This is a genomic window from Elstera litoralis (assembly GCF_000963705.1).
Taxonomy (GTDB): domain Bacteria; phylum Pseudomonadota; class Alphaproteobacteria; order Elsterales; family Elsteraceae; genus Elstera; species Elstera litoralis.
Map to the genome: position 1 here is coordinate 1 of NZ_LAJY01000033.1, position 19,341 is coordinate 19,341.

General features: G+C 64.3%; 18 protein-coding genes and 1 pseudogene. 4 read left to right on the plus strand and 15 right to left on the minus strand.

Annotated elements, in window-relative coordinates:
• Positions 1 to 493 (minus strand): annotated as a pseudogene (locus VZ95_RS02080) (ABC transporter permease); the annotation flags it as partial.
• A 97-nt stretch (positions 494 to 590) separates the two neighbouring features.
• On the opposite strand from VZ95_RS02080, the gene VZ95_RS23735 reads away from it, so the two are divergent.
• A complete protein-coding gene (locus VZ95_RS23735; RefSeq protein ID WP_156994948.1) occupies positions 591 to 1,991 on the plus strand; it encodes a hypothetical protein in 1,401 nt (466 codons plus the stop codon).
• On the opposite strand, the gene VZ95_RS22655 is transcribed toward VZ95_RS23735, so the two are convergent.
• The 10 genes from VZ95_RS22655 to VZ95_RS02130 all read right to left on the minus strand — a co-directional run bounded on the left by VZ95_RS22655 (position 1,878) and on the right by VZ95_RS02130 (position 12,671).
• Positions 1,878 to 2,219 (minus strand): glycosyltransferase family 2 protein, encoded by a 342-nt coding sequence (locus VZ95_RS22655; RefSeq protein ID WP_198148034.1) that lies wholly within the window; start codon positions 2,217 to 2,219, stop codon positions 1,878 to 1,880. The genes VZ95_RS23735 and VZ95_RS22655 overlap by 114 nt on opposite strands.
• The gene (locus tag VZ95_RS02090) at positions 2,158 to 3,717 is read right to left on the minus strand and encodes a glycosyltransferase family 2 protein (protein ID WP_045774406.1); all 1,560 of its coding nucleotides are present in this window, start codon (positions 3,715 to 3,717) and stop codon (positions 2,158 to 2,160) included. The genes VZ95_RS22655 and VZ95_RS02090 overlap by 62 nt, the downstream gene beginning before the upstream one ends.
• 3 nt (positions 3,718 to 3,720) lie before the next feature.
• The gene (locus VZ95_RS02095) at positions 3,721 to 4,410 is read right to left on the minus strand and encodes a hypothetical protein (RefSeq protein WP_045774407.1); all 690 of its coding nucleotides are present in this window, start codon (positions 4,408 to 4,410) and stop codon (positions 3,721 to 3,723) included.
• Positions 4,386 to 6,035 carry a glycosyltransferase family 2 protein gene (locus tag VZ95_RS21385; protein WP_052711407.1) on the minus strand — a complete coding sequence of 550 codons (1,650 nt, stop codon included), beginning with the start codon at positions 6,033 to 6,035 and terminating at the stop codon, positions 4,386 to 4,388. The genes VZ95_RS02095 and VZ95_RS21385 overlap by 25 nt, the downstream gene beginning before the upstream one ends.
• A 14-nt stretch (positions 6,036 to 6,049) precedes the next feature.
• Positions 6,050 to 7,270 carry a hypothetical protein gene (locus VZ95_RS02105; protein ID WP_045774408.1) on the minus strand — a complete coding sequence of 407 codons (1,221 nt, stop codon included), beginning with the start codon at positions 7,268 to 7,270 and terminating at the stop codon, positions 6,050 to 6,052.
• 1 nt (position 7,271) lies between these two features.
• On the minus strand, positions 7,272 to 7,865 hold the full coding sequence (locus VZ95_RS02110) for a hypothetical protein (RefSeq protein WP_156994952.1): 594 nt from the start codon (positions 7,863 to 7,865) through the stop codon (positions 7,272 to 7,274).
• A 79-nt stretch (positions 7,866 to 7,944) separates the two neighbouring features.
• Positions 7,945 to 8,982 (minus strand): AraC-like transcriptional regulator QhpR, encoded by a 1,038-nt coding sequence (gene qhpR / locus VZ95_RS02115; RefSeq protein WP_045774410.1) that lies wholly within the window; start codon positions 8,980 to 8,982, stop codon positions 7,945 to 7,947.
• 119 nt (positions 8,983 to 9,101) lie between these two features.
• The gene (gene eat, locus VZ95_RS02120) at positions 9,102 to 10,478 is read right to left on the minus strand and encodes an ethanolamine permease (RefSeq protein WP_045774411.1); all 1,377 of its coding nucleotides are present in this window, start codon (positions 10,476 to 10,478) and stop codon (positions 9,102 to 9,104) included.
• A 46-nt stretch (positions 10,479 to 10,524) separates the two neighbouring features.
• Positions 10,525 to 11,283 (minus strand): ethanolamine ammonia-lyase subunit EutC, encoded by a 759-nt coding sequence (eutC, locus tag VZ95_RS02125; RefSeq protein ID WP_045774412.1) that lies wholly within the window; start codon positions 11,281 to 11,283, stop codon positions 10,525 to 10,527.
• Positions 11,280 to 12,671, minus strand: a complete 1,392-nt coding sequence (locus VZ95_RS02130; protein ID WP_045774413.1) for an ethanolamine ammonia-lyase subunit EutB — start codon at positions 12,669 to 12,671, stop codon at positions 11,280 to 11,282. The genes eutC and VZ95_RS02130 overlap by 4 nt, the downstream gene beginning before the upstream one ends.
• Positions 12,672 to 12,794: 123 nt before the next feature.
• Between VZ95_RS02130 and pdxA the strand changes: the two genes are divergently transcribed.
• On the plus strand, positions 12,795 to 13,787 hold the full coding sequence (pdxA, locus tag VZ95_RS02135; protein WP_045774414.1) for a 4-hydroxythreonine-4-phosphate dehydrogenase PdxA: 993 nt from the start codon (positions 12,795 to 12,797) through the stop codon (positions 13,785 to 13,787).
• Positions 13,788 to 13,805: 18 nt separating this feature from the next.
• Here pdxA and VZ95_RS02140 read toward each other — a convergent pair whose 3' ends face one another.
• Genes VZ95_RS02140 through dgcN form a run of 4 tightly spaced genes read right to left on the minus strand, consistent with a single transcriptional unit; the run spans position 13,806 to position 17,653 of the window.
• Positions 13,806 to 14,654 carry a D-amino-acid transaminase gene (locus VZ95_RS02140; protein ID WP_045774415.1) on the minus strand — a complete coding sequence of 283 codons (849 nt, stop codon included), beginning with the start codon at positions 14,652 to 14,654 and terminating at the stop codon, positions 13,806 to 13,808.
• 3 nt (positions 14,655 to 14,657) lie between these two features.
• The gene (locus VZ95_RS23740) at positions 14,658 to 14,930 is read right to left on the minus strand and encodes a hypothetical protein (RefSeq protein ID WP_232302440.1); all 273 of its coding nucleotides are present in this window, start codon (positions 14,928 to 14,930) and stop codon (positions 14,658 to 14,660) included.
• Between the two features lie 11 nt (positions 14,931 to 14,941).
• Positions 14,942 to 15,616, minus strand: coding sequence for a LysR family transcriptional regulator (locus tag VZ95_RS02145; RefSeq protein ID WP_156994956.1), 675 nt, complete (start codon positions 15,614 to 15,616; stop codon positions 14,942 to 14,944).
• A 9-nt stretch (positions 15,617 to 15,625) separates the two neighbouring features.
• Positions 15,626 to 17,653 (minus strand): N-acetyltransferase DgcN, encoded by a 2,028-nt coding sequence (dgcN, locus tag VZ95_RS28475; protein ID WP_332307967.1) that lies wholly within the window; start codon positions 17,651 to 17,653, stop codon positions 15,626 to 15,628.
• 250 nt (positions 17,654 to 17,903) lie between these two features.
• Between dgcN and VZ95_RS02155 the strand changes: the two genes are divergently transcribed.
• Together VZ95_RS02155 and VZ95_RS02160 are read left to right on the plus strand one after the other, a co-directional pair.
• The gene (locus VZ95_RS02155) at positions 17,904 to 18,659 is read left to right on the plus strand and encodes an ABC transporter ATP-binding protein (protein WP_045774416.1); all 756 of its coding nucleotides are present in this window, start codon (positions 17,904 to 17,906) and stop codon (positions 18,657 to 18,659) included.
• The coding region (locus VZ95_RS02160; protein WP_045774417.1) for a sugar kinase at positions 18,652 to 19,341 on the plus strand (690 nt) is incomplete at its 3' end. The genes VZ95_RS02155 and VZ95_RS02160, both read left to right, overlap by 8 nt.

Consider the following 19,341-nt stretch of genomic DNA (forward strand, 5'->3'; position numbering starts at 1 on the left):
GCGCAAAGGCGGGCAGGGCGAGCAACACGCTCCAATCGAGCTTGATCTCGAAAAACAGCGCAACGCCGATATAGACGATGAAATTATGGACAAACAGAATCACTTCCGTCGCCACACTGCGGAAGGCATAGAAGCTCATCGGCAGGGGGATTTGCTTGATGATGCTTTCCATATCGATGAAGGTGCGCCCCGCCGCGTTCAGCACCCCGGCAATGAAGTTCCACACCAAAAAACCGCAGGCGATGAACGGCACATACTCTTGCACTTCGATGCGGAAAAGCTGCGCGTAGATTACCCCCAGCGCCGCGACCATAATCGCCATGCTGATCGTGACCCAGAACGGCCCGATCACCGACCGCTTGTAGCGGTTGCGAATATCGATCCAGCTTAAGCGCGACCACAGCGGCGTGCGGCGTGCGGCCTCGCGGAAATCCTGCGCCGCGATCCGCAGCTTCGGATCGTCGCCGGAATAGTCGAAAAAATCTTCACTCAAGGACATGGCCGCAGGCTTATCAGAAAGCCCGCGCGCCGCGCAAGCGACCGGCGCATAGGCTTGACTTGCGGGCCGGCGCGGACGGATAACCGAGGCTATGACCTACGCCCCCTCCGCCCCGTCGCCTGCCCTTACTCCTGCGACCGAAAGGGCGATTTTCACCGTCTGCTCGTACAGTCATCTGCCGAAAGCTTTGGTGTTTTTGCAGTCGGTGCGCGGCGTTTGCGATACCTACGTTCTCCTCTCGGAGCGCGACCCCGGACCCGAGCGCCGCGCCGATCTCGAACGCCGCACCGGCTGCCGGGTGCTGTTCATGACCGATCTCGGCTTAGCGCAGCCCTGGGTGATGGCCTTCCAGTACGATGTGTTCGAGATGAGCACGGCGCTGAAGCCGAATGGGTTCGTTGCCCTGTTCGCGGCGGGCTACCGGCAGGTGCTCTATTTCGACACGGATATTGAATGTTACGGTCCGCTGGACCCGATTTTTGAGGAATTGACCCGCGTCGATGCGGTCGTGCCCCCCCATATCGACGCGCCCTTGCCGAACGACGGGCACTCGCCGACCAACGAAGATATTCTGCGCTCAGGCCAGCTCAATTCCGGCTTTCTCGCCCTCAATAAAACCCCGGAAACCGAGCAATTCGCGCGCTGGTGGGCGGATCGGCTTAATGAGAACTGCATTTTCCATATCAACCATTATTTCTTCGTCGATCAATTCCATCTGGCGATGATCGTAAGTTTTGTAAAGAAACTCTCGATTTATCACCATCCCGGCGCGAATGCCGCCTATTGGAACCTGCCGCAGCGCGCGCCCTTCGTAGCGGTCGGCGAATGCGGCACGTTGCGTGGGGAGCCGCTGATTTTCTTCCATTATTCGGGCTTTGCCGCCGAGGATCTGCCGCGCATTTCCCGGCATCAGAACCGCTATCGGCTGCCCAACGATCACCCGATTTTACCGCTGTTCGCGCGCTATCGCGACCGTCTCGCGGCGGCTGAGGTCGCGTTGTCCGATCTCGATCTCAGCTATAGTTTTACGCGCTACGCCGATGGATCGCCGATCCCGATGGCAGATCGCCGCCGCGTGCTGCTGGCCGATCCTGCGGTGAAGGCGGGGCTGACCGATCCGTTTCAGGGCCTCGGCGATCTTGCGAGCACCAATCCGCTGCCGCCCTGGCCGGTGCCGAGGGCCGAGGTCGAGGCTGAACGGGCGCAGGCGGCGGCGGCTTTCGTTTGCCTTGGAGGCCCAAACTCGCGCATTTGCGGCGGAACGCGATGCCTTGCGTCAAGCGCTCACCGAGACCTCGGCGGCCTATCAGTCGATTCTCAATTCTACCGCTTGGCGCTTAACCGCCCCGCTGCGGGCGCTGCTGACCCGGTTGAAGCGCTAAGCCTTTGGGGTGAAAGGGCCGAAGCCCATTTTTTCGGCCAGATAGCGCAGAACCATATACCCCGCCGGGGCACCCTCGGCCGCGATCAGCGGCGTCAGCGAGCGGAATAGGTTGCGCTCGGCCTGGGTCGTCGTCAGCATGCTGACCGCGCCGATGCGGTAATGGAACAGGGCTTCCGGCACCACTTCGAGCCGCACGCCGTGGGTGATGGCCTTCAGGAAGAACTCCCAATCCTCATGGCCGATGCCGTAATCTTCCGTGAAACCGCCCAAATCCTCAAACACCCGGCGGCGCACCAGGGCATTGGCATCGCCGATAATATTCCAAAACGAGGCCAAGGCGGGGGGCGCTGCCCAGGAACAGGCGGCGCATGATGGTTTGGGGGCGAACCGCGCCCGCAGCGTCGCGCTGGGTGTCGTAAAAACAATCGTTGAAGCTGGTGAGAATATCGGCCCCGCTCGTCTCGGCGGCGGTGAGGAAGCGCGCGATCATCTCCGGTTTGGCGATATTGTCGTCGTCCATGAACAGAAGATACGCGCCGCGCGCCAGCGCAGCGGCGGTATTGCGCGCCGCGCCCAAATAGCCGTTCTGCTTGCGAATAAGGCGCCAGCCGCGCGCGGCGAAGCGGCTTTCCAACGCATCCAGCGTGTCCAAGGCTTCTTGTTGCGTACTGCCGTCATCGACCAGAATCACTTCGAACCCTGGCGCAGTTTGGGCTTCCAGCGAGGCCACCGCCTCCAGCAGCAGTGCCGGGCGGTTGAAGGTGACGAGGCAGACGCTCACGCGCGGGGTGTCGCTCATTTGGTCGGGCGCGGGCGCTGCCGGTAGCGGCGTTAGTTCCGCCGACCAAATGGGGGCGAGGACGGGCGGCGGAGCGGTCAAAGCCGCTTCGATCTGTGCCGCCGTGAGGCTGGGCGATTTGACGGCCCGGACAAAAGGCATCGCCCAGGCGGCGGCGAGGTGGCAGAGCAGATCGCCGCCGCCGGTTTCGCTGACGATCAGCGCGAGGACCGGCCCGCTCAGCTCTGGCCGCGCGCCCTCCGAGGCAATAAAGCGGCTGGCCCAGCCCTGGCGCGCAGCGATGGCGACGGCTTTCGCCTTTTGGGCTGCCGTCAACCCCGCCCCAGGCCGGGCAAAGATAATTTCTTTCAGGGCCTCGGTGCCCGCAAGGCGCGGGAGTAGCCGTTCGAGCCAATCCAACTCGATGAGACCCGGATCGGCCAGCAGAATCAGCAACCGCGTCGGCAGGAACGCGGGGGGCGCGCCCGCTTCGGTAACGCGCGGGCACAGGCGGCGGCTGGCCCCGCGCGCCGCTTCCGCCGCCAGATGATACAGCGCGATGTCGGCATGATCGGGATAACGGAAGCCGTGACGGTCGAACGCCTGCGCACCGCCCGTCTCGATCAAGGTCAGGCGCAGCGGCCGGGCAATCAGCCCTTGCCGCAAGGCGAGGGCCAGATAGGCCCCGCAGCCGGAGAGATCGACCGTGATAACCTCATCGATAGCCTCGCGCCGCGCCCATTCGAGCACCTGCATCGCCCGCACCATCAAGGGCGTCGCCGGACGGCAAATCTCGGGGTCGATGGGGGGCAGCCCGCCGACGATCACCGCGCGCAGTGGGCCGTCGAGCCCGAGCCGCCGTGCCGCATCGGCGGGAAACTGGCCATCGGGATCACAGAGAAGCACCTCGGGCTCAGCCGCCTTAAGGCGTCTTAGGCCATCGAGATACGCCCGCGCGGCGAGAAGTTGCAGATCATCGAGATCGGCCCGCGCGGAGGGCGCGAGGACCAGCGCAGGACGGATGGCGGTGGCGGATGCGGGGGGAAGATTGGTCATCGGCTACGTCCGCAAAATCGCCAAATCGGGAAGCTCGGTGGCGAGGGCAAACAGGGTCTGCCGCGCGAGGGCAGGGTGATAATAGGGATCGCGCAAAGCCCCGGCGCGGCGCAGGCTTTCCGCCTCGGCTACCGTCAGGCCCGCGCCGAACAGGCTGGTTGCATCGGCCCCCAGGGTGAGGCGATAGGCGGCATAAGGCGTCCAAACCGTAAAGCGCCCCGCCTGATGCAGCCGATGGGCCGCGCCGATCACCGTCGCCAGGGCTCCCGGCGCGGTTTCGTTCAGCAGACTCGCGGCGGCGGTCCGGCTCACCGCGAGGCACCAGGGGGCGACGGCGGCCATTTCCTGCGCAACCTGGAGGCGGGCGAAGCTCCCGTGTTCTGTCGCGGGCATGCCGACATAGGGCAACAAAGCCCCTTCGGTTTCATCGACGATCACCCCAGCATGCTGCACCAAGCCCTCGGCATCCTGCGCCAAGGCCCCGACAAGCCCGCTATCGCTAAGCTGCGCGCGCCCTGCAAGCTCGATCAGCGCGTCGACACTGTCGGGCAGCGCGTCGAGCGCCGCCGTGATGATAACATCGGCCCCACTGCGGAGCCCGGCTTTCACCAGCCGCCGCAGCGCCTCGCCCTCCTGCGCCGACGTGCCGGGCGGGACGGTGAGCAGGCCTATCCCCTCGGGGGCGCTGTCCAAGCGTCGGCGGGCAGCAGCAGAAAGGCGTCCGCCGCGCCGTTGGGGACGCGTTTGCACCAGTCCGCCAGCAGGGTTTGCGCCTGAGCCAGTGCCGCGCCTTGGTCGCTTAGACCGCCAGGGGCGAGGCAGAGCGCGAGACGGGTCGCGGGCGGCACCGGAAACCGCACCCGGTGAAGGGAGAAATGACAGGATTCGCCGACCGTTACCTCCTGGCCGCGCCGCGCGAAATAATCGCGCAACCCGTTGCGTCCGGCCTCGAAGGCATAGGGTTTCGCGCTCGAATCCCCGGCAATCGAGCCGGGCGTGCAGCGCCAATGGTAGAGGATCAGCGGCACATGGCCGATTTCGGCAGGCTTCAGCCGATCAAGGCAGCGCAGGAACAGGTCCATATCCTGCGCGCCGCTATAGTCTTTGCGCAGGCCCCCGGCGTCCTGCACCAGCGCGCGTTCGACCACGGTGAGGTGATTGACGAAATATTGCGAGTGCAGCAGCGCGGGCGACCAATTGGGCTTAAAATAGGGCTCGCAGCGCACGCCGTCCTTCAGCTTATCCTCGTCGGTATAGATCAAGCGAAGCTGCGGCTGGGCTCGGAGGGTGCGTACGCACATCTGCAAGGCGGCGGGATGCAACAGATCGTCTTGATCCATAAAGGCGACGTAATCGCCGGTGGCAAGGCTCAGGGCGCTATTGGTCGCCTCGGCAATATGGCCGTTGCTCTCCCGGAAGATCAGCTTGATGCGCGAATCCTGCGCCGCCAACCGTTCCAGCAGCGGCTTTACGGCGGGATCGGGCGAGCAATCGTCGGCGAGGCAGAGTTCCCAGCCCGCATATTTCTGCGCCAGCACCGAGGCAACCATCGCTTCCAGCCCCTCGGGCGGCGGATTATAGATCGGCACGAGAATCGAGATGATCCGCCCCGGCTCGGCGGCTTCGGGCGGCAGCGCGGCGAGGCGTGCGTCCATTCGGGCAGCCCAGCCCGCATAATCATCGCCCCACCAGCGCGTTTCCCGCACCATCGGCGCGCGTTCGGCTGGGCCGCGTTTCAGGTCGCGCCAGCGCTGCCGTAATCCGTGTCCGCGCAACCCCCGCAGGCCGTGAGCGCGAATGACGCCGGTCAACAGGCGCAGAAAGCTGAAGTAAGGGCTAAGCCGCCGGGTGAAAGGGGCCATCAGTGTGCGGGATAGACGCTTCCAATATTTCGCCGCCAGCACTTTACCGCCGCCGCGTTGGTTGAGGGCACGGCGCAGCCCCGCGCGGTCGGTGAGGAGCAGCTTGAGGGCACGCAGAATCACGACCAAAACCTGCGCGGGCCGAAATAAGGGGCCGAGGGCGCGCTTGAGGCGTTCGATTTCGATCTGCAAGCCTTGGGCGCGTTGGTCGGCACGATCGAGTTTTTCTTGAAACTCGGCGCGCAGGTCGGCGGTTGCGGCGAGTTCGGCGTAGCGGTCCAGCGCTGACGCCAAGCGTGTGTAGAGGCGGGGGCTGAGCGCGGACTCGTCCATCACCTCGGCCTCAAGGGCGAGCGACCCGCCGCGTCCGGCCATCGCCAGCGCCTCGGCGGAAATCGGCAGGTCGAACCAAGCATGGTCGCGGGTTTTAACCAGTAAGAGACCCTCGGGGCTCACCAGCGGCGGTCCGATCAGCCATCGGGTCGGCTCAGGCTGCCGAAGAAATGCGCCGCGTCCTGAGTGTTTGGGGCGAGCGCCCAGATCAGCCGGTCTTGCGTGTCGAGCAACCGCAGCGTGCGGACCATCAGGTGCGGGGCTGCGGTGTTCACGTCTAAGCGCAGCGCAGTCGGCGTTTCCCCCTCGGCGGCGAGCGGGGCCAGCGGGAGGGAAAGGCTCACGAGGCCGGGCGTCGTTTCCGCCAACTGCCAGTGACTGCGTGCTTCGCTATAGTCTCCGCCAGCGGGTTTGCCGAACAGCCCGACGCGCAGCGCTTCCTCCGAGGCCGGGCGCAGGCGCGGCGCGTGCCACGCGTGCGGGGAGGGTTCATCGGGGTTTTGAAGGAGATCGATGGCGAAGGCGCGTGCTTGCGCGACCGTACTCGGCAAGACAAAGCCGCGCTCCCCCAACGGCCAGGAGGTGAGCATATGGCTGGGGCTATCGACCAAGCGCGGCGCTTTCAACCCCTCGGCAAGCGCGTGCGGCAGGGATTGGCCGCCAACGAACAGCGCGGCGCGGTCGATCCGATAGGCGAGGTCCAGCGCATCCTGCGCAGTAACCATATCCCCCGGAATATCGCCATAAACCCAGGCTTCGTGCGGCAGGCCGACTTTGGTAATCGGCCCCAAACCCTCCAACGCCTCTTTAAAAAAGCGCGTGTCGTTTTGGCGGTAGCGCGGCGTGAACGACAGAATGATGCCGCTTTTGGGCACGGGAGGTGGTTCGGGCAGATCGATCCAGCGCGCGTGCCCCCGCGACGTCGCTCCCACGGCGCGGCTATGGCAGGCGACGAGGTGGTTACGCTCCAGCGGCTCCAGGCGGAAGCGATCGAAAATATGATCGACGCCGAGCAGGCCTGCGTCCACATGTTCCAGCGGCAAGCCTTTGATGATCGGAGTTGCGGCGTCCGCGCCGAAACCTTCGGAGATATCGACCGGGACGCGCACGATTTCGACACAGCGGATCGTCGGTTGTGCCAGCAGCAGCGGCACGAGAAACCGCGCGCCGCCTTCGGTGAGAATTCGGCCGCTCAATTTCGTATCGACGACGCAATTCAGCACAAAGCGCGCAATGCCAAGCTCGCGCACAGCGGGTAGCGCGTGAATGATATCGCCCATATTGCCGCTATGAACGGCAGAGGGGCCATCGGTTTCGACCCCGAAGCGTTCGATTAGCGTGAAAAACCTCTGGCTCATCTTAGGCACCCTGTTGCGCGCGCAAGGCTTGGCGCAAGCGCGCTTGCGTGACGCGCTTCCAATTCAGCAAATCGGCCATAGCGGCGTTGTGGTCGAAGCCGGAGAGAAGCCGTCCGACGCTCGGCAAAGGGCCGCCGAGGGTGAAGGGCAGCGTGCGGCTTGCCTCGTCCGCCCCGTGATTGGCGAGGAAGAGCGCCGGTTTCAGCAGGGCATTGGCCAGTGCCGCCAACGGCAGCCGGTCGGTCATGATAAAATCGCCCGTGGTGAAATACTCGGCCCATGCGGGCCAATCCGCCTCGGCCTCGGTTGTCGTCGTGAGGCAGGGCAGGCCGTTGAGCTGTTCGATCAGCCCTTGCGGCGCGCGCGGCCCGGTCCACAGGAAGCGTTTGGTTTCGCGCGCGGGCGCTTCATCGACCGGCGCGAACAGCCACAGCGGCGGAAAACTATGCTCGGCGGTGCCGCCGAAGGCGAGGGTGGCGTCGGGATCGAGCGTCACGGTAACGCGCTGGCCCAGCGCCTCGGTAGCGATTTCGGCGAAGAGCGCGCTCTCTTGTGGCTCAAGGCCGCGCACGCACACGAGGGGGGACGGAGTCACGCGATTCCTGCTTCCATTAGACCAAAAGGCCCCCGTTGGTAGCATGTTCGCCGGGGCACTTCTATCGAAAGCCTCGGCCTCACCCGCCCCTCGGCGCTTGCGCGCGGAACTGGCGCGGCGAGTGGTCGAACCAGCGCGTGAAAGCCCGGCTGAAGGCGCTGATTTCGGAATAGCCGAGCAGAAAGGCGATATCGGCAATCGGCACATGGGTTTGTTGTACATACAATCGCGCCAACTGATGCCGCACCCGCTCGACCATATCGGAGAAGCTCACGCCCTCGTCGGCGAGCGCGCGCTGGAGCGTCCAGCGGCGGATGTTGAGCGCTTCGGCCACGTCTTCGATATAGGGGGTGCCATCGACGAGGCGGCTGCGGATTTCCGCCTGAACGCGGCGGATGAGCGGAACCTCGCCCGCGCTGCCGTGGGCGGCGTGCAGAAGCTGGCGGCGCAACCGGTCCATCTGCTTCACGTCGGCCCCTGGCATGGCGATATCGTCGGCGGGGCGTTTGAAGATCAGGGCATTGGTCCGCTGGCCCCAGTGGAGCGGGGCTTGAAAGGCGCGCGCATGCTCCTGGGTTTGCTCCGGGCGGGGGTGTTCGAAATGCACTTCCTCGGGGGACCAAGCGGGGCCGAAGACCGCCCGGAGCACATTCACGAACATGCCCATCGTCAGTTCGGCATCCTGCCGCCGGGCGAGAATCGCGCCGTCGAGAATCCGGTATTCCAGCGCCACCATGCCGCCCGCTTCGCGGAAGGCGGTATGCGTTACCTGTTGATGGTAGGGAAACAGCCCCGCGAGGGCTTCGAGTGCCGACAGCAGCGTCGGCGCGGCCAGGGTGACACCGCCGATCAAGCCCAAATTCTGCGGTAGGAACTGTTGGCCGTACCAAAGGCCGAAATTGCCATTTCCCGTTTGGGCCGCGGATTCTTCCATCATCTGCACATAAGCGGCAAGATCGAGGGGGAGAGTCGGATCGGTGAGCCACGAAACGTCAATCCCCGCCCGGTGCAGCACGCTTTCGGCATTCCCGCCCTGATTTTCGATGAACTCGACCACGCCCGAGGCGGCGGCGGCAAGCACATTGCAGGCAGCAGGGGGAGAATACGGGCGAACCATCGGCCTCCGACCTTAAGCGAGCGGGATGCCCGAATAGTCTCGCCTGAGATTTTATCGCAGCGCAATAGAAGTTTGGTTAAGGGCGGGGGCTTATCGAAACCCCCGCCCGCCCCTTAGCGCTATTTGGTGCCGAGCAGCAGATCGCCTTCCGCCCCGGCGCGCAAATGGCCGGTTGCGGCGTAATAGGCAAAGCCGATGGCAAACAGGCCGACGAACAGGCCGAAGACGATGAAATTGTAATAGATCATCGCGACAAGGCAGACGATGCCCGTCACCAGCGCAATCGCCGGGAAGATCGGGTATAGCGGGGCGATGTAGGGCCGCTCCAGGTTCGGCTCGCTCTGGCGCAGTTTGAACAGGCTGAGCATGCTCATGATATACATCACAATCGCGCCGAACACCGACATGGTGACGATATTCCCGGTCAAGGTGGTGCCATTGATCGTGATAAGATTATCCGAGAAAATCGCGGCAATCCCAATCACGCCGCCGGTGATAATGGCCCAATGGGGGGTTTTGCGCGTCGGGTGAACGGTGGAGAGCACGCCCGGCAGGAAACCCGCGCGCGACAGGGCGAAAATCTGGCGCGAATAGCCCATGATGATGCCGTGGAAGGAGGCGACGAGGCCCAGAATCCCAATCCACACCAGCATATGAAACCAGCCGGACGAATCCCCTACGACGGTTTTCATCGCCTGCGGCAGCGGATCGTTGATGTTGGACAGGGCTGTCCAATCGCCGACGCCGCCCGCGAAAATCATCGTGCCGAAGGCGAGGAAAACGAGCGTCAGAATCCCGGCGATATAGGCGCGCGGAACGATCTTCTTCGGCTCTTTCACTTCTTCCGCCGCCATAGCGGCACCTTCGATCGCGAGGAAGAACCAGATGGCGAAGGGGATCGCGGCAAAAATCCCGCCGATGGAGCCAATGGTAAAGGTGGATTCGCCCGCCCAACCGTTAGTGGTGAAATTGCTCCACTGGAAGCCGGGGGCGACGACGCCCATGAACACCAGCAGTTCAAAAACGGCGAGAATGGTCACGAACAGCTCGAACGTCGCGGCAATGCCAACGCCCGCGATATTCAGCCCCATGAAGAGAATATAGGCCCCGACCGCGACCGTTTTCGGGTCGAGCGCTGGGAACTGCACATTCACATACGCCCCAATCGCCAGCGCAATCGCGGGCGGCGCAAAGACGAATTCGATCAGCGTCGCAAACCCGGCAACAAAGCCGCCGGTTGGTCCGAAGGCGCGGTAACTATAAGCGAACGGACCGCCCGCGTGGGGAATGGCCGTGGTGAGTTCGGTAAAGCTGAAAATAAAGGTCACATACATGGCCGCGACGAACAGCGTCGTCACCAAAAAGCCCAGCGTACCCGCCGAGGCCCAACCGAAGCTCCAGCCGAAATATTCGCCGGAAATCACAAGGCCCACGGCGATGCCCCAAAGGTGCACCCCGCTTAGGCTTTTACTGAGAGCCGTCTTTTCTGTAGACATGAAATTCTCCTGTTTGGTGTGATGTGGGAAGCATTTCGTCCCGTTTTTATTGGTTTATTGTTTTGATATCGCGCGCCAAAACCGCTTCGGTCGGTGCGTTTTCCTTCAGGTCGACGCCGGTCAGCCGTAACCGCACCGCCTCCCGCGCCAGCCATACCGCTTTATCGGCGGCAATTGTGTAGCTCATGCCATCGGTATGAATATTCGAGAGGCAATTGCGCTCCGAATCCCGCCGCCCGAGCTTGGGCCGATAGGTCATGTAAACGCCAAGACTGTCGGGCACGGAGAGGCCGGGGCGCTCGCCCACCAGCAGCAGGCAAAGCTGCGCGCCTAAGAGATCGCCGACCTCATCGCCCAAGGCGACGCGGGACTGTTCGGCCAGCACGATGGGCGCGACCCGCCAGCCGGGCAACCGCTCCAAGCAGGCGCGGATCATCGGCGCGGCGTGGGTTTGCACGGCGCCCGCCGACAAGCCATCGGCGACGACGAAGACGATATCCCACGGCTGCGGCGGCACGTCCGCCAGCATCGCCGCACTCTCCGGGTGCAAGCGTCGCCCGAGATCGGGGCGGCGCAGGTAAATCGCGCGGTCGGGCGCTCGGGATTTCACTTTCAGCACCGGCAGCGGCGCGAGATCGGCGGCGAGCTGATCGAAATCCACCTTGCCATGCACGGCGTCGCGGGCACGGGCGTGGGCCAGTTGGAATTTCAGCAGTTCGGCGGTCGGCAACCCGTCGCCTGCGCGCCCAAGGCCAATGCGGGCGCGCGTGGATTTGCGCAACGTTTCCCAGGGATCGAAGCTCATCCAATCCCCCCGGCGGTGAGGAGGCGATTGAGGGCAGGCGCGGTGGGGGGCGGCAGACGCCCGCGCGAATCCAGCATGTCCATCCGCTCCAGCCACGCCTGAAACTCCGGCGCGGGCTGGCGGTGCAGCAGATGCCGCAGCGAGACGATGTCGTGGTAGGACAGGCTCTGATAGTTCAGCATGATATCGTCGGCACCCGGCACGCCGATGACGAAATTCACCCCGGCTTGCCCCAGCAGCAGCATCAGACTGTCCATATCGTCCTGATCGGCTTCGGCGTGGTTCGTGTAGCAAACATCGACGCCCATCGGCAGGCCGAGCAGCTTGCCGCAGAAGTGATCTTCCAGCCCAGCGCGGATGATCTGCTTGGAATCATAAAGATATTCCGGCCCGATGAAGCCGACGACCGTATTGACCAGCAGCGGCCTCACCGCGCGGCAGACGGCATAGGCGCGCACTTCCACCGTTTGTTGATCGACGCCGTGATGCGCCCCCGCCGACAGCGCGCTGCCCTGGCCGGTTTCGAGATACATGACATGATCGCCCACCGTGCCACGCTTCATCGACAGCGCCGCCTCCCGCGCCTCGTGCAGCATAGCGATGGTCACGCCGAAGCCCTTGTTCGCGGCTTCGGTTCCGGCGACCGACTGGAACACCAGATCCAGCGGTGCGCCCTGTTCGATGGCGGCGATGCTGGTGGTCACATGGGTTAGCACGCAGGATTGCGTCGGGATATCATAGCGCTGGCGGATCGCGTCCAGCATATCCATCAGCTTCATGCAGGCGGGTAAATTATCGGTGGCGGGGTTGATGCCGATGACCGCATCGCCGATGCCGAACAGCAGCCCATCCAAGGTGGAGGCGGCAATCCCGGCGGGATCGTCGGTCGGGTGATTGGGTTGCAGGCGGCTGGAAAGACGGCCTTCCAGCCCGATTGTCGTGCGGAACGCTGTGACCACCCGGCATTTTGCCGCGACCGCGATCAAATCCTGATTGCGCATCAGCTTGGAGACGGCGGCGACCATTTCCGGGGTAAGGCCGGGCGCGACCCGCGTCAGGGTTTCGGCTTCGACCGGATACGACAGCAGCCACTCGCGGAATTCCCCAACCGTGAGGCTCGCTACCGGTGCGAAGGCAGCCGCATCGTGGGTGTCGAGAATGAGGCGCGTCACCTCGTCGCTTTCATAGGGAATCAGCACATCATCGAGAAAGGCGCGCAACGGCACCTCGGCCAGCGCGAGGCGGGCGGCAACGCGGCGTTCGTCGGTGGACGCAGCGATCCCCGCCAGCTCATCGCCCGAGCGGCGCGGCGAGGCGCAGGCCAGCAGGGTTTTCAGATCGTCGAAAACATGGCGTTCGCTGCCAAGAGTGTACGTGTAAATCGGCATCGCACCCCATCGGGAAAGGGCAAGGAAGGTGCAAGCCTACACCCGTTCCACCGACAGTTATTTGACATCTCGACACAGTTTCGCCCCAATTGCGGCTCTGCGGTTTAAACGATGCGAGTTTCCATGCCCCACGCGCTGCCCTTCGCCCTAACCTTGGGAGACCCCGCCGGGGTGGGGCCGGAACTCATCTGTAAACTCGCCGTCGATCCCGCGCGCGCGGCCGTGAAGCTGCTGGTGATCGGCGATATGGGGATTTTGCGCCGCGCGGCGGGGATCGTCGCGCCGGGACTTGCGATTGTCGCGGTGGCCGATCCTGCCGAGGCGCTCAGCGTTCCGGCCGGGACGCTAGCGGTGCTACCGCTGGCCGAGGCGCTGCCGCCCGATATGCCGTTCGGAAAAATTGATGCCCGCGCCGGGGCCGCCGCCTATGCCTCGCTCTGCACCGCCATTGATCTTGCAATGGCAAAGCGCATCGCCGCCATCGTCACGCCGCCCTTGCACAAGGAGGCGCTGAAGGCCGCCGGGGTGAAGTTTCCGGGGCATACGGAAATTCTCGCCGCGCGCTCCGGCACCGATCATGTGGCAATGATGCTCGCCAACGATGAGCTGCGCGTGTTGCTGGTCTCGATCCACCTCAGCCTTTCAGACGCCATCAAGGCCGTGACGCTGGACAATGAGTGCCGCGCGATTCGCTTCGCCCATCAGGCCTGCCGGGCCTATGGCATTGCCGCGCCGCGCGTGGCGGTGGCGGGGCTCAACCCACACGCGGGCGAGGGCGGGTTGTTCGGGCGGGAAGATTTGGACATTATCGCCCCGGCGATTGCCCAAATGCGTGCCGAAGGCATCCACGTAAGCGGCCCCTGGCCAGGGGACACGATCTTCATGCGCGCCCGCCAGGGTGAATTCGATATCGTCGTGGCCCAATATCATGACCAAGGACTGATCCCGGTGAAATATCTCGGGATCGACCACGGCGTGAATATCACCGTCGGCCTGCCGTTCGTGCGCACCTCTGTCGATCACGGCACGGCCTTCGATATTGCCGGGACGGGCAAAGCCGATGCCACTAGTCTGCGCACCGCTCTAGCGCAAGCGGTGGCGATGACGCGGGGATAAGTTTGGACTAGCGAACCGCTACCCCGCCAACGCGGTGCGAATATAAAATTCCCGCAGTTTTATCGCGATCGGCCCCGGTTTGCCCGTGCCGATGGGGTCGCCGTCGAGGCTGGCGACGGGGGTCACGAAGCTGGAGGCGCTGGTATAGAAGGCTTCTTGGGCCGCAAGCGCCTCTGCGACGCTGAAGGCGCGCTCGTCCAGCCTTAGGTCGGTTTCCCTAATGAGCGCGGTAATGGCCCGGCGGGTAACACCGGGCAGCACCGCTTGCGTGAACGGGCGCGTCACGAGCGCGCCGTCGCGCGTGACGATGAAGGCGGAGGAGGAGGCCCCTTCCGTCACCAACCCGTCTTCGACCATCCAGGCTTCGTCCGCTCCTGCGCGTTTGGCGGCTTGTTTTGCGAGCACCTGGGCGAGAAGCCCGACCGATTTAATGTCCCGCCGCGCCCAGCGCAGGTCTGGCAGGGTAATCACCGTGGCCCCATCGACGGCAAGTTTCGAGGTCAGCAGATTTTTTGCCTGCGTGACCATCAGCACGGTCGGTGTCAGCCCTTCGGCATAGGTGAACTCGCGTTCGGCAACCCCGCGCGTGACCTGGATATAGACGGTGCCTTCGCGCAGCCCATTGCGGGTAATGAGGTCGTTCTGAAACCCAACCCATTCGGCGGTGGAATAGGGGTTGGGAATATCGATCGCGCGCAAGGAGCGGTCGAGCCGGGCCAGATGGGCCTCATTATCGATCGTGCGCCCGTTCAGCACCGCGCTAACCTCGTAAATGCCATCGGCGAAAAGAAACCCCCGATCCATGATCGGCAGTTTGGCGTCGGCAAAATCGAGGAAGTCGCCATTGAGCAAAACGATACGCGACATAATTTATCCTTTAGGCAGGGGGGAAGCGCGGCGCAGTAGCGGTTTGCGGACGGGGTGCAGGGCGGCGGGCTCCGCCTGCTTCAAACCAGCCCAGAGCCGATGGAGCGCGGCCCGGCGATTGGCCCGGTCGCAATAGGCGACGATGCTCAGGTCCATCTCCCAACCGTCGCCACCCAAGGGAGTGAGGGCGGCGGCGGCGTCGGGGGTAATGCCGGAGTCGGGCAACCAGGCGACGCCGTGCCCGGCCAGCGCCATTTCCCGCAGGACATCGGCCATATCGCTTTCCATCACCCGCGTGCTGGCGAGCGGGGCCGCGGCGGCGCGATGATCGCATCGACCAGCCGGGCGAAATAGATGCCGCGCGAATAGCGCAGCAGCGGCACCGGGCGGCGCGGGGTGCCGGGGAACTGAATCTGCCCGCTGTCCACCAGGGTTTTTGCCGCCCAGGGGCGCAGCCGGTCAGTCTCGATCTGTACTTTATCGTAGCGCGCCATATCGAGAAACATCGGTTCCTGCGCTCCGTAGAAGCAGATCGCAACATCCACGTCCCCCGCCACGAGGGCCGCGCCGAGATCGTGGATATTGCCCAACATCAGGCTGCACGTCAGCTTCTGCCCTGCCGTCCAGGCCGACCACCAGGCGGGCAGGCGCGTCGTTGCGAGCGCATAAGGAACGGCGATGCGGATATGATCGGCCTTGGTTGCGCCGCCGCCCGAAATCTCCGCCCGCACATCGCTAAGGGTGCGCACCACGTCCGTTGCGTGGGCGCGGAACTGCTCGCCCTCCTGGGTTAGGCGCGTTGGGTAGAAATTGCGGTCGATCAGCGGTTTGCCGACCCAAGCCTCAAGCGATTGCAACCGGCGGCTGAAGGCGGCCTGTGAAGAGTTGCGCTGTGCGGCAGCCTTGGTGAAATTGCCGGTTTCGGCCACCGCCAGAAAATCATAGAGCCAGCGCAAATCCATATCGCCCCCCTAACCCCATAGGGCCGCAGGCGCGGGGGAAATAACACTGCCGCTAAAGCGCAGGCCCGGATCGCGGTCTTTGGCCAGCAGCAACGGCCCGTCGAGATCGATATAGCTGGCCTTACCCGCCAGCAGCAGGGCGGGGGCCATCGCCAAGGAGGTGCCGACCATGCAGCCGATCATCAGTTTCAGCCCGCGCGCTTCGGCGGCTTCGGCCATCGCCATCGCCTCGGTTAGCCCGCCGGTTTTATCGAGCTTGATATTGATGGCCTGATAGCGCGTTGCCAGCGCGTCCAGGGTTCGGCGGTCGTGAACGCTTTCATCGGCGCAGAGGATCATGCCTGTATCGAGCCCGGTTAGCGCCTCGTCTTCACCTGCTGGCAGCGGCTGTTCGATCAGCGTGACCCCGGCCTTTCGGCAGGCGGCGAGGCCCGGCTCCAGCAGCGCGTCGGTCCAGGCCTCATTGGCATCGACGATGATCGTGCTGTCGGGGGCACCCTCGCGCACGGCGGCGATGCGTTCGGCATCGCCCGCGCCACCGAGCTTCACTTTCAACAGGGGCCGGTGCGCGGCTTTCTTGGCGGCCTCCCACATGCTCTCGGGCGTGCCGAGGCTGAGGGTATAGGCGGTGACAACATCGGTCGGCACCGCTAGCCCGGCGCGCTGCCAGACGGGGATTCTCGATTGCTTGGCCTCAAGGTCCCACAGCGCACAATCGAGCGCATTGCGCGCCGCGCCGGGTTTGAGGCGGTCGAGCAGCCCGAGCCGGGCTTGCGCGGGCGAGGTTTGCGTCGCGAGCCAATCGGCTTGAGCTTCGAGAAGGGCGACGACGCCCTCCACGCTTTCGCCGTAGCGAGGGTAGGGGACGCATTCGCCGTGCCCCGCAATGCCGTTCGACTGGAGCGTTACCACGACCACCCGCGCTTCGGTGCGGCTGCCGCGCGAAATGGTAAAGCTTCCGGCAATTGGCCAGCTTTCGGCGGTGACGGTGAGGGCGATGCTCATGCTTAAAACGCTCACCGGCAGCGAGAGGGGGAATTCAAGCAAAAGTCGGTCGACGAGCGGGGCGACGCCGAAGCGGATCGGATCGGTCGCGGGCAGGCCGTGCGTGGTGGCAAGCTCGGTCAGCACGGCGCGCGCGGCAACTTCGTCCAGCGCTTGCGTATTCACCGAAAGGCCGATGGCGCGAATATGGGGGTTGGTCAGTCGCCCGCAGCGCAGGGTTAGATCGATCACCTCGGCGATGCTGGGAAGCGGCGTTTTCACCCCGCGCAGAGTGGTGCGCGTCGGCTCGTGGCAGACGATAAACGCATCGGGCTGCGCACCGTGCAGCAGGCCGAGTGAAACGCCCGCGAACGACGGATGAAACAAGGAACCCTGGCCCTCGATCAAATCCCAATGGTCGGGCGCGGCATCGGGCGAGAGCCATTCGACGGCCCCCGAGATGAAATCGGCGACCACGGCATCGATGGCAACGCCGCGCCCGGAGATAAACACACCGGTTTGCCCTGTCGCGCAGAAATCGGCCTTCAGACCCCGTGCCCGCATGGCTTTTTCCAGCGCGAGAACAGTGTATTTTTTGCCCACGGAACAGTCGGTACCAACGGTTAGCAAGCGCAGGCCCGTGCGCTTATGGCCCTTGCCGGTGGCGAAACTTTGATCGGTATGGCGCACGTCGAAGAGCTTGCGGCCCCTGCGCGCGGCGGTTTCGGCAATCGCGGGTTTCGAGCCAAGCTTGGCGTGTAGGCCGCTGGCAACATCCATCCCCGCTGTGAGGGCGGCCAGGATCACATCGGTCCAATGATCGGGCAGCACGCCGCCTGCATTGGCGACGCCGACGATGAGGGTTTTGACGCCCTGGGCCGCCGCCTCAGCAATCGTAAGATCCGGCAGGCGCAAATCGGCCTGACAGCCGGGCAGGCGGATTTGCCCGAGACACCATTCCGGCCGCCAATCCAAGATGCCTTGCGCGGTTTTCGCCGCGAGTTGATCCGGCACATCGCCAAGAAACATCAAATAGGGAGGTGTAATCTGCATCGTAGTTTTGCCCGTTTTCGCTTATCCCCGCAGAGACCTGAAGCCCCCCTGCCGCCGGGCCATAATGGGCGGAAACGCTTCGGTTTCGCCAATGCGAATTTCGCATCGAAATCGCCTGAGCCGCCGCGCTTGACGGGCACAGACCGATAAGGCGATGCAGAATTTGCATTGTGCGGGGCCGCTCTCTTCGCTTTGCGCGCGCGGCCCCGCCTGCTACGCCTAAACCGCGACGATGGGGAGAGCCGCAGGCATGAGCGTTTGGGCGTTGGAAGCCGAAGAATTATCCTATGGATACGGCGCGCAGCGTGTGATCGACGGGCTCAGCTTGCGGGTCGCGGTCGGCGCGCGTCACGCCCTCATTGGCCCCAATGGCGCGGGCAAGACCACGCTTATTCATTTGCTCACGGGCTTTCAGATTCCGCAGAAAGGCCGATTGCGGCTATGGGGCGCGGATATAACCGATCTGCCGCCGGAAGCGCGGGTCAAGCGCGGTTTGGGCCGCAGTTTTCAGATCAATCAGCTTTTCCCCAATCTCACGCCCCGCACGTCCGTGCGGCTGGCGCTGGCCGAGCGCGACGGCAAATCCGGCGGCTGGTGGAAGCCGCTTGCGGGCGATGCAATGCGGGAGGCGGAAGCCTCGGCCCTGCTGGCGCAAATCGGCCTTGCCAGCGTCGCCGATATCGAAACCCGGCGCTTAGCTTATGGCCAGCAGCGCTTGCTCGACATCGCCCTCGCCCTGGCGCTCAAGCCGAAAATACTGCTGCTGGACGAGCCCGCCGCAGGGGTTCCGCGCGACGAAAGCGCTGCCCTGATCGATCATCTTTTAGCGCTGCCATCGTCGGTGACGCTGCTGCTGATCGATCATGATATGGATCTGGTGTTCCGCTTTGCCGCGCGGATATCCGTGCTGGTCGCGGGGACGATTCTCGTGGAAGGATCGCCCGCCGAAATTGCCACGAACGCGGAGGTTCGCCGCGTCTATTTAGGAGAGGATTCCCATGTCTGAGCTGCTGGTTCACTGCCTTGGCGAAGCGATGCTGGAGCTTTCGGCCCCGCGCCTCGGCCCGGCCACGCTCAGTTTTGGGGGGGATACGCTGAATACCGCCGTCTATCTTGCCCGCTTGGGCGTGCGTACCGGCTATGCCAGCGCGATGGGCGACGATCCCTATAGTGCCGAAGTGCTCGCGGCGTGGCAGGCCGAAGGGGTGGCGACCGAGGCCGTGGCGCGGCTGCCCGGAACCCTGCCCGGCCTCTATGCCATTCGCACCGATCCGCACGGCGAGCGCAGTTTCTCCTACTGGCGCGACGCCTCGGCGGCACGGCAGATTTGGCGGCACGAAAGCCGCGCGGCGTGGCTCCAACACGTGCTCGCCTGCGACTGGCTGCATCTTTCGGGCATTACGCTGGCGATTGCCGGGGTGGAGGGGCGGCAGGCTCTGTTCGACGCGCTTACCGCCGCGAAAGCCAGGGGCCTGCGCCTCTCCTTCGACAGCAATTATCGGGCGCGCCTGTGGCCCGACGCGCCGACGGCAAAAGCCGCGTATGAGGCGATTCTCCGGCTTGCCGATCTTAGCCTGCCCGGCCTTGAGGATGAAGCCCCGCTGTTCGGGGAGGAGGACGCCCCGGCGCTGATCGCCCGCCACCGCGCCTATGGTATCGGCGAAATCGTGCTGAAAATGGGCGGGCCG

What these genes read in the sequence shown, in the direction of transcription:
- VZ95_RS23735 (WP_156994948.1), top strand. Translation starts at nt 591, where the DNA reads ATGACCTACGCCCCCTCCGCCCCGTCGCCTGCCCTTACTCCTGCGACC.
- VZ95_RS02090 (WP_045774406.1), bottom strand. Translation starts at nt 3,717, where the DNA reads ATGACCAATCTTCCCCCCGCATCCGCCACCGCCATCCGTCCTGCGCTG.
- VZ95_RS02105 (WP_045774408.1), bottom strand. Translation starts at nt 7,270, where the DNA reads ATGAGCCAGAGGTTTTTCACGCTAATCGAACGCTTCGGGGTCGAAACC.
- qhpR (WP_045774410.1), bottom strand. Translation starts at nt 8,982, where the DNA reads ATGGTTCGCCCGTATTCTCCCCCTGCTGCCTGCAATGTGCTTGCCGCC.
- eat (WP_045774411.1), bottom strand. Translation starts at nt 10,478, where the DNA reads ATGTCTACAGAAAAGACGGCTCTCAGTAAAAGCCTAAGCGGGGTGCAC.
- eutC (WP_045774412.1), bottom strand. Translation starts at nt 11,283, where the DNA reads ATGAGCTTCGATCCCTGGGAAACGTTGCGCAAATCCACGCGCGCCCGC.
- VZ95_RS02130 (WP_045774413.1), bottom strand. Translation starts at nt 12,671, where the DNA reads ATGCCGATTTACACGTACACTCTTGGCAGCGAACGCCATGTTTTCGAC.
- pdxA (WP_045774414.1), top strand. Translation starts at nt 12,795, where the DNA reads ATGCCCCACGCGCTGCCCTTCGCCCTAACCTTGGGAGACCCCGCCGGG.
- VZ95_RS02140 (WP_045774415.1), bottom strand. Translation starts at nt 14,654, where the DNA reads ATGTCGCGTATCGTTTTGCTCAATGGCGACTTCCTCGATTTTGCCGAC.
- VZ95_RS23740 (WP_232302440.1), bottom strand. Translation starts at nt 14,930, where the DNA reads ATGGCCGATGTCCTGCGGGAAATGGCGCTGGCCGGGCACGGCGTCGCC.
- VZ95_RS02145 (WP_156994956.1), bottom strand. Translation starts at nt 15,616, where the DNA reads ATGGATTTGCGCTGGCTCTATGATTTTCTGGCGGTGGCCGAAACCGGC.
- dgcN (WP_332307967.1), bottom strand. Translation starts at nt 17,653, where the DNA reads ATGCAGATTACACCTCCCTATTTGATGTTTCTTGGCGATGTGCCGGAT.
- VZ95_RS02155 (WP_045774416.1), top strand. Translation starts at nt 17,904, where the DNA reads ATGAGCGTTTGGGCGTTGGAAGCCGAAGAATTATCCTATGGATACGGC.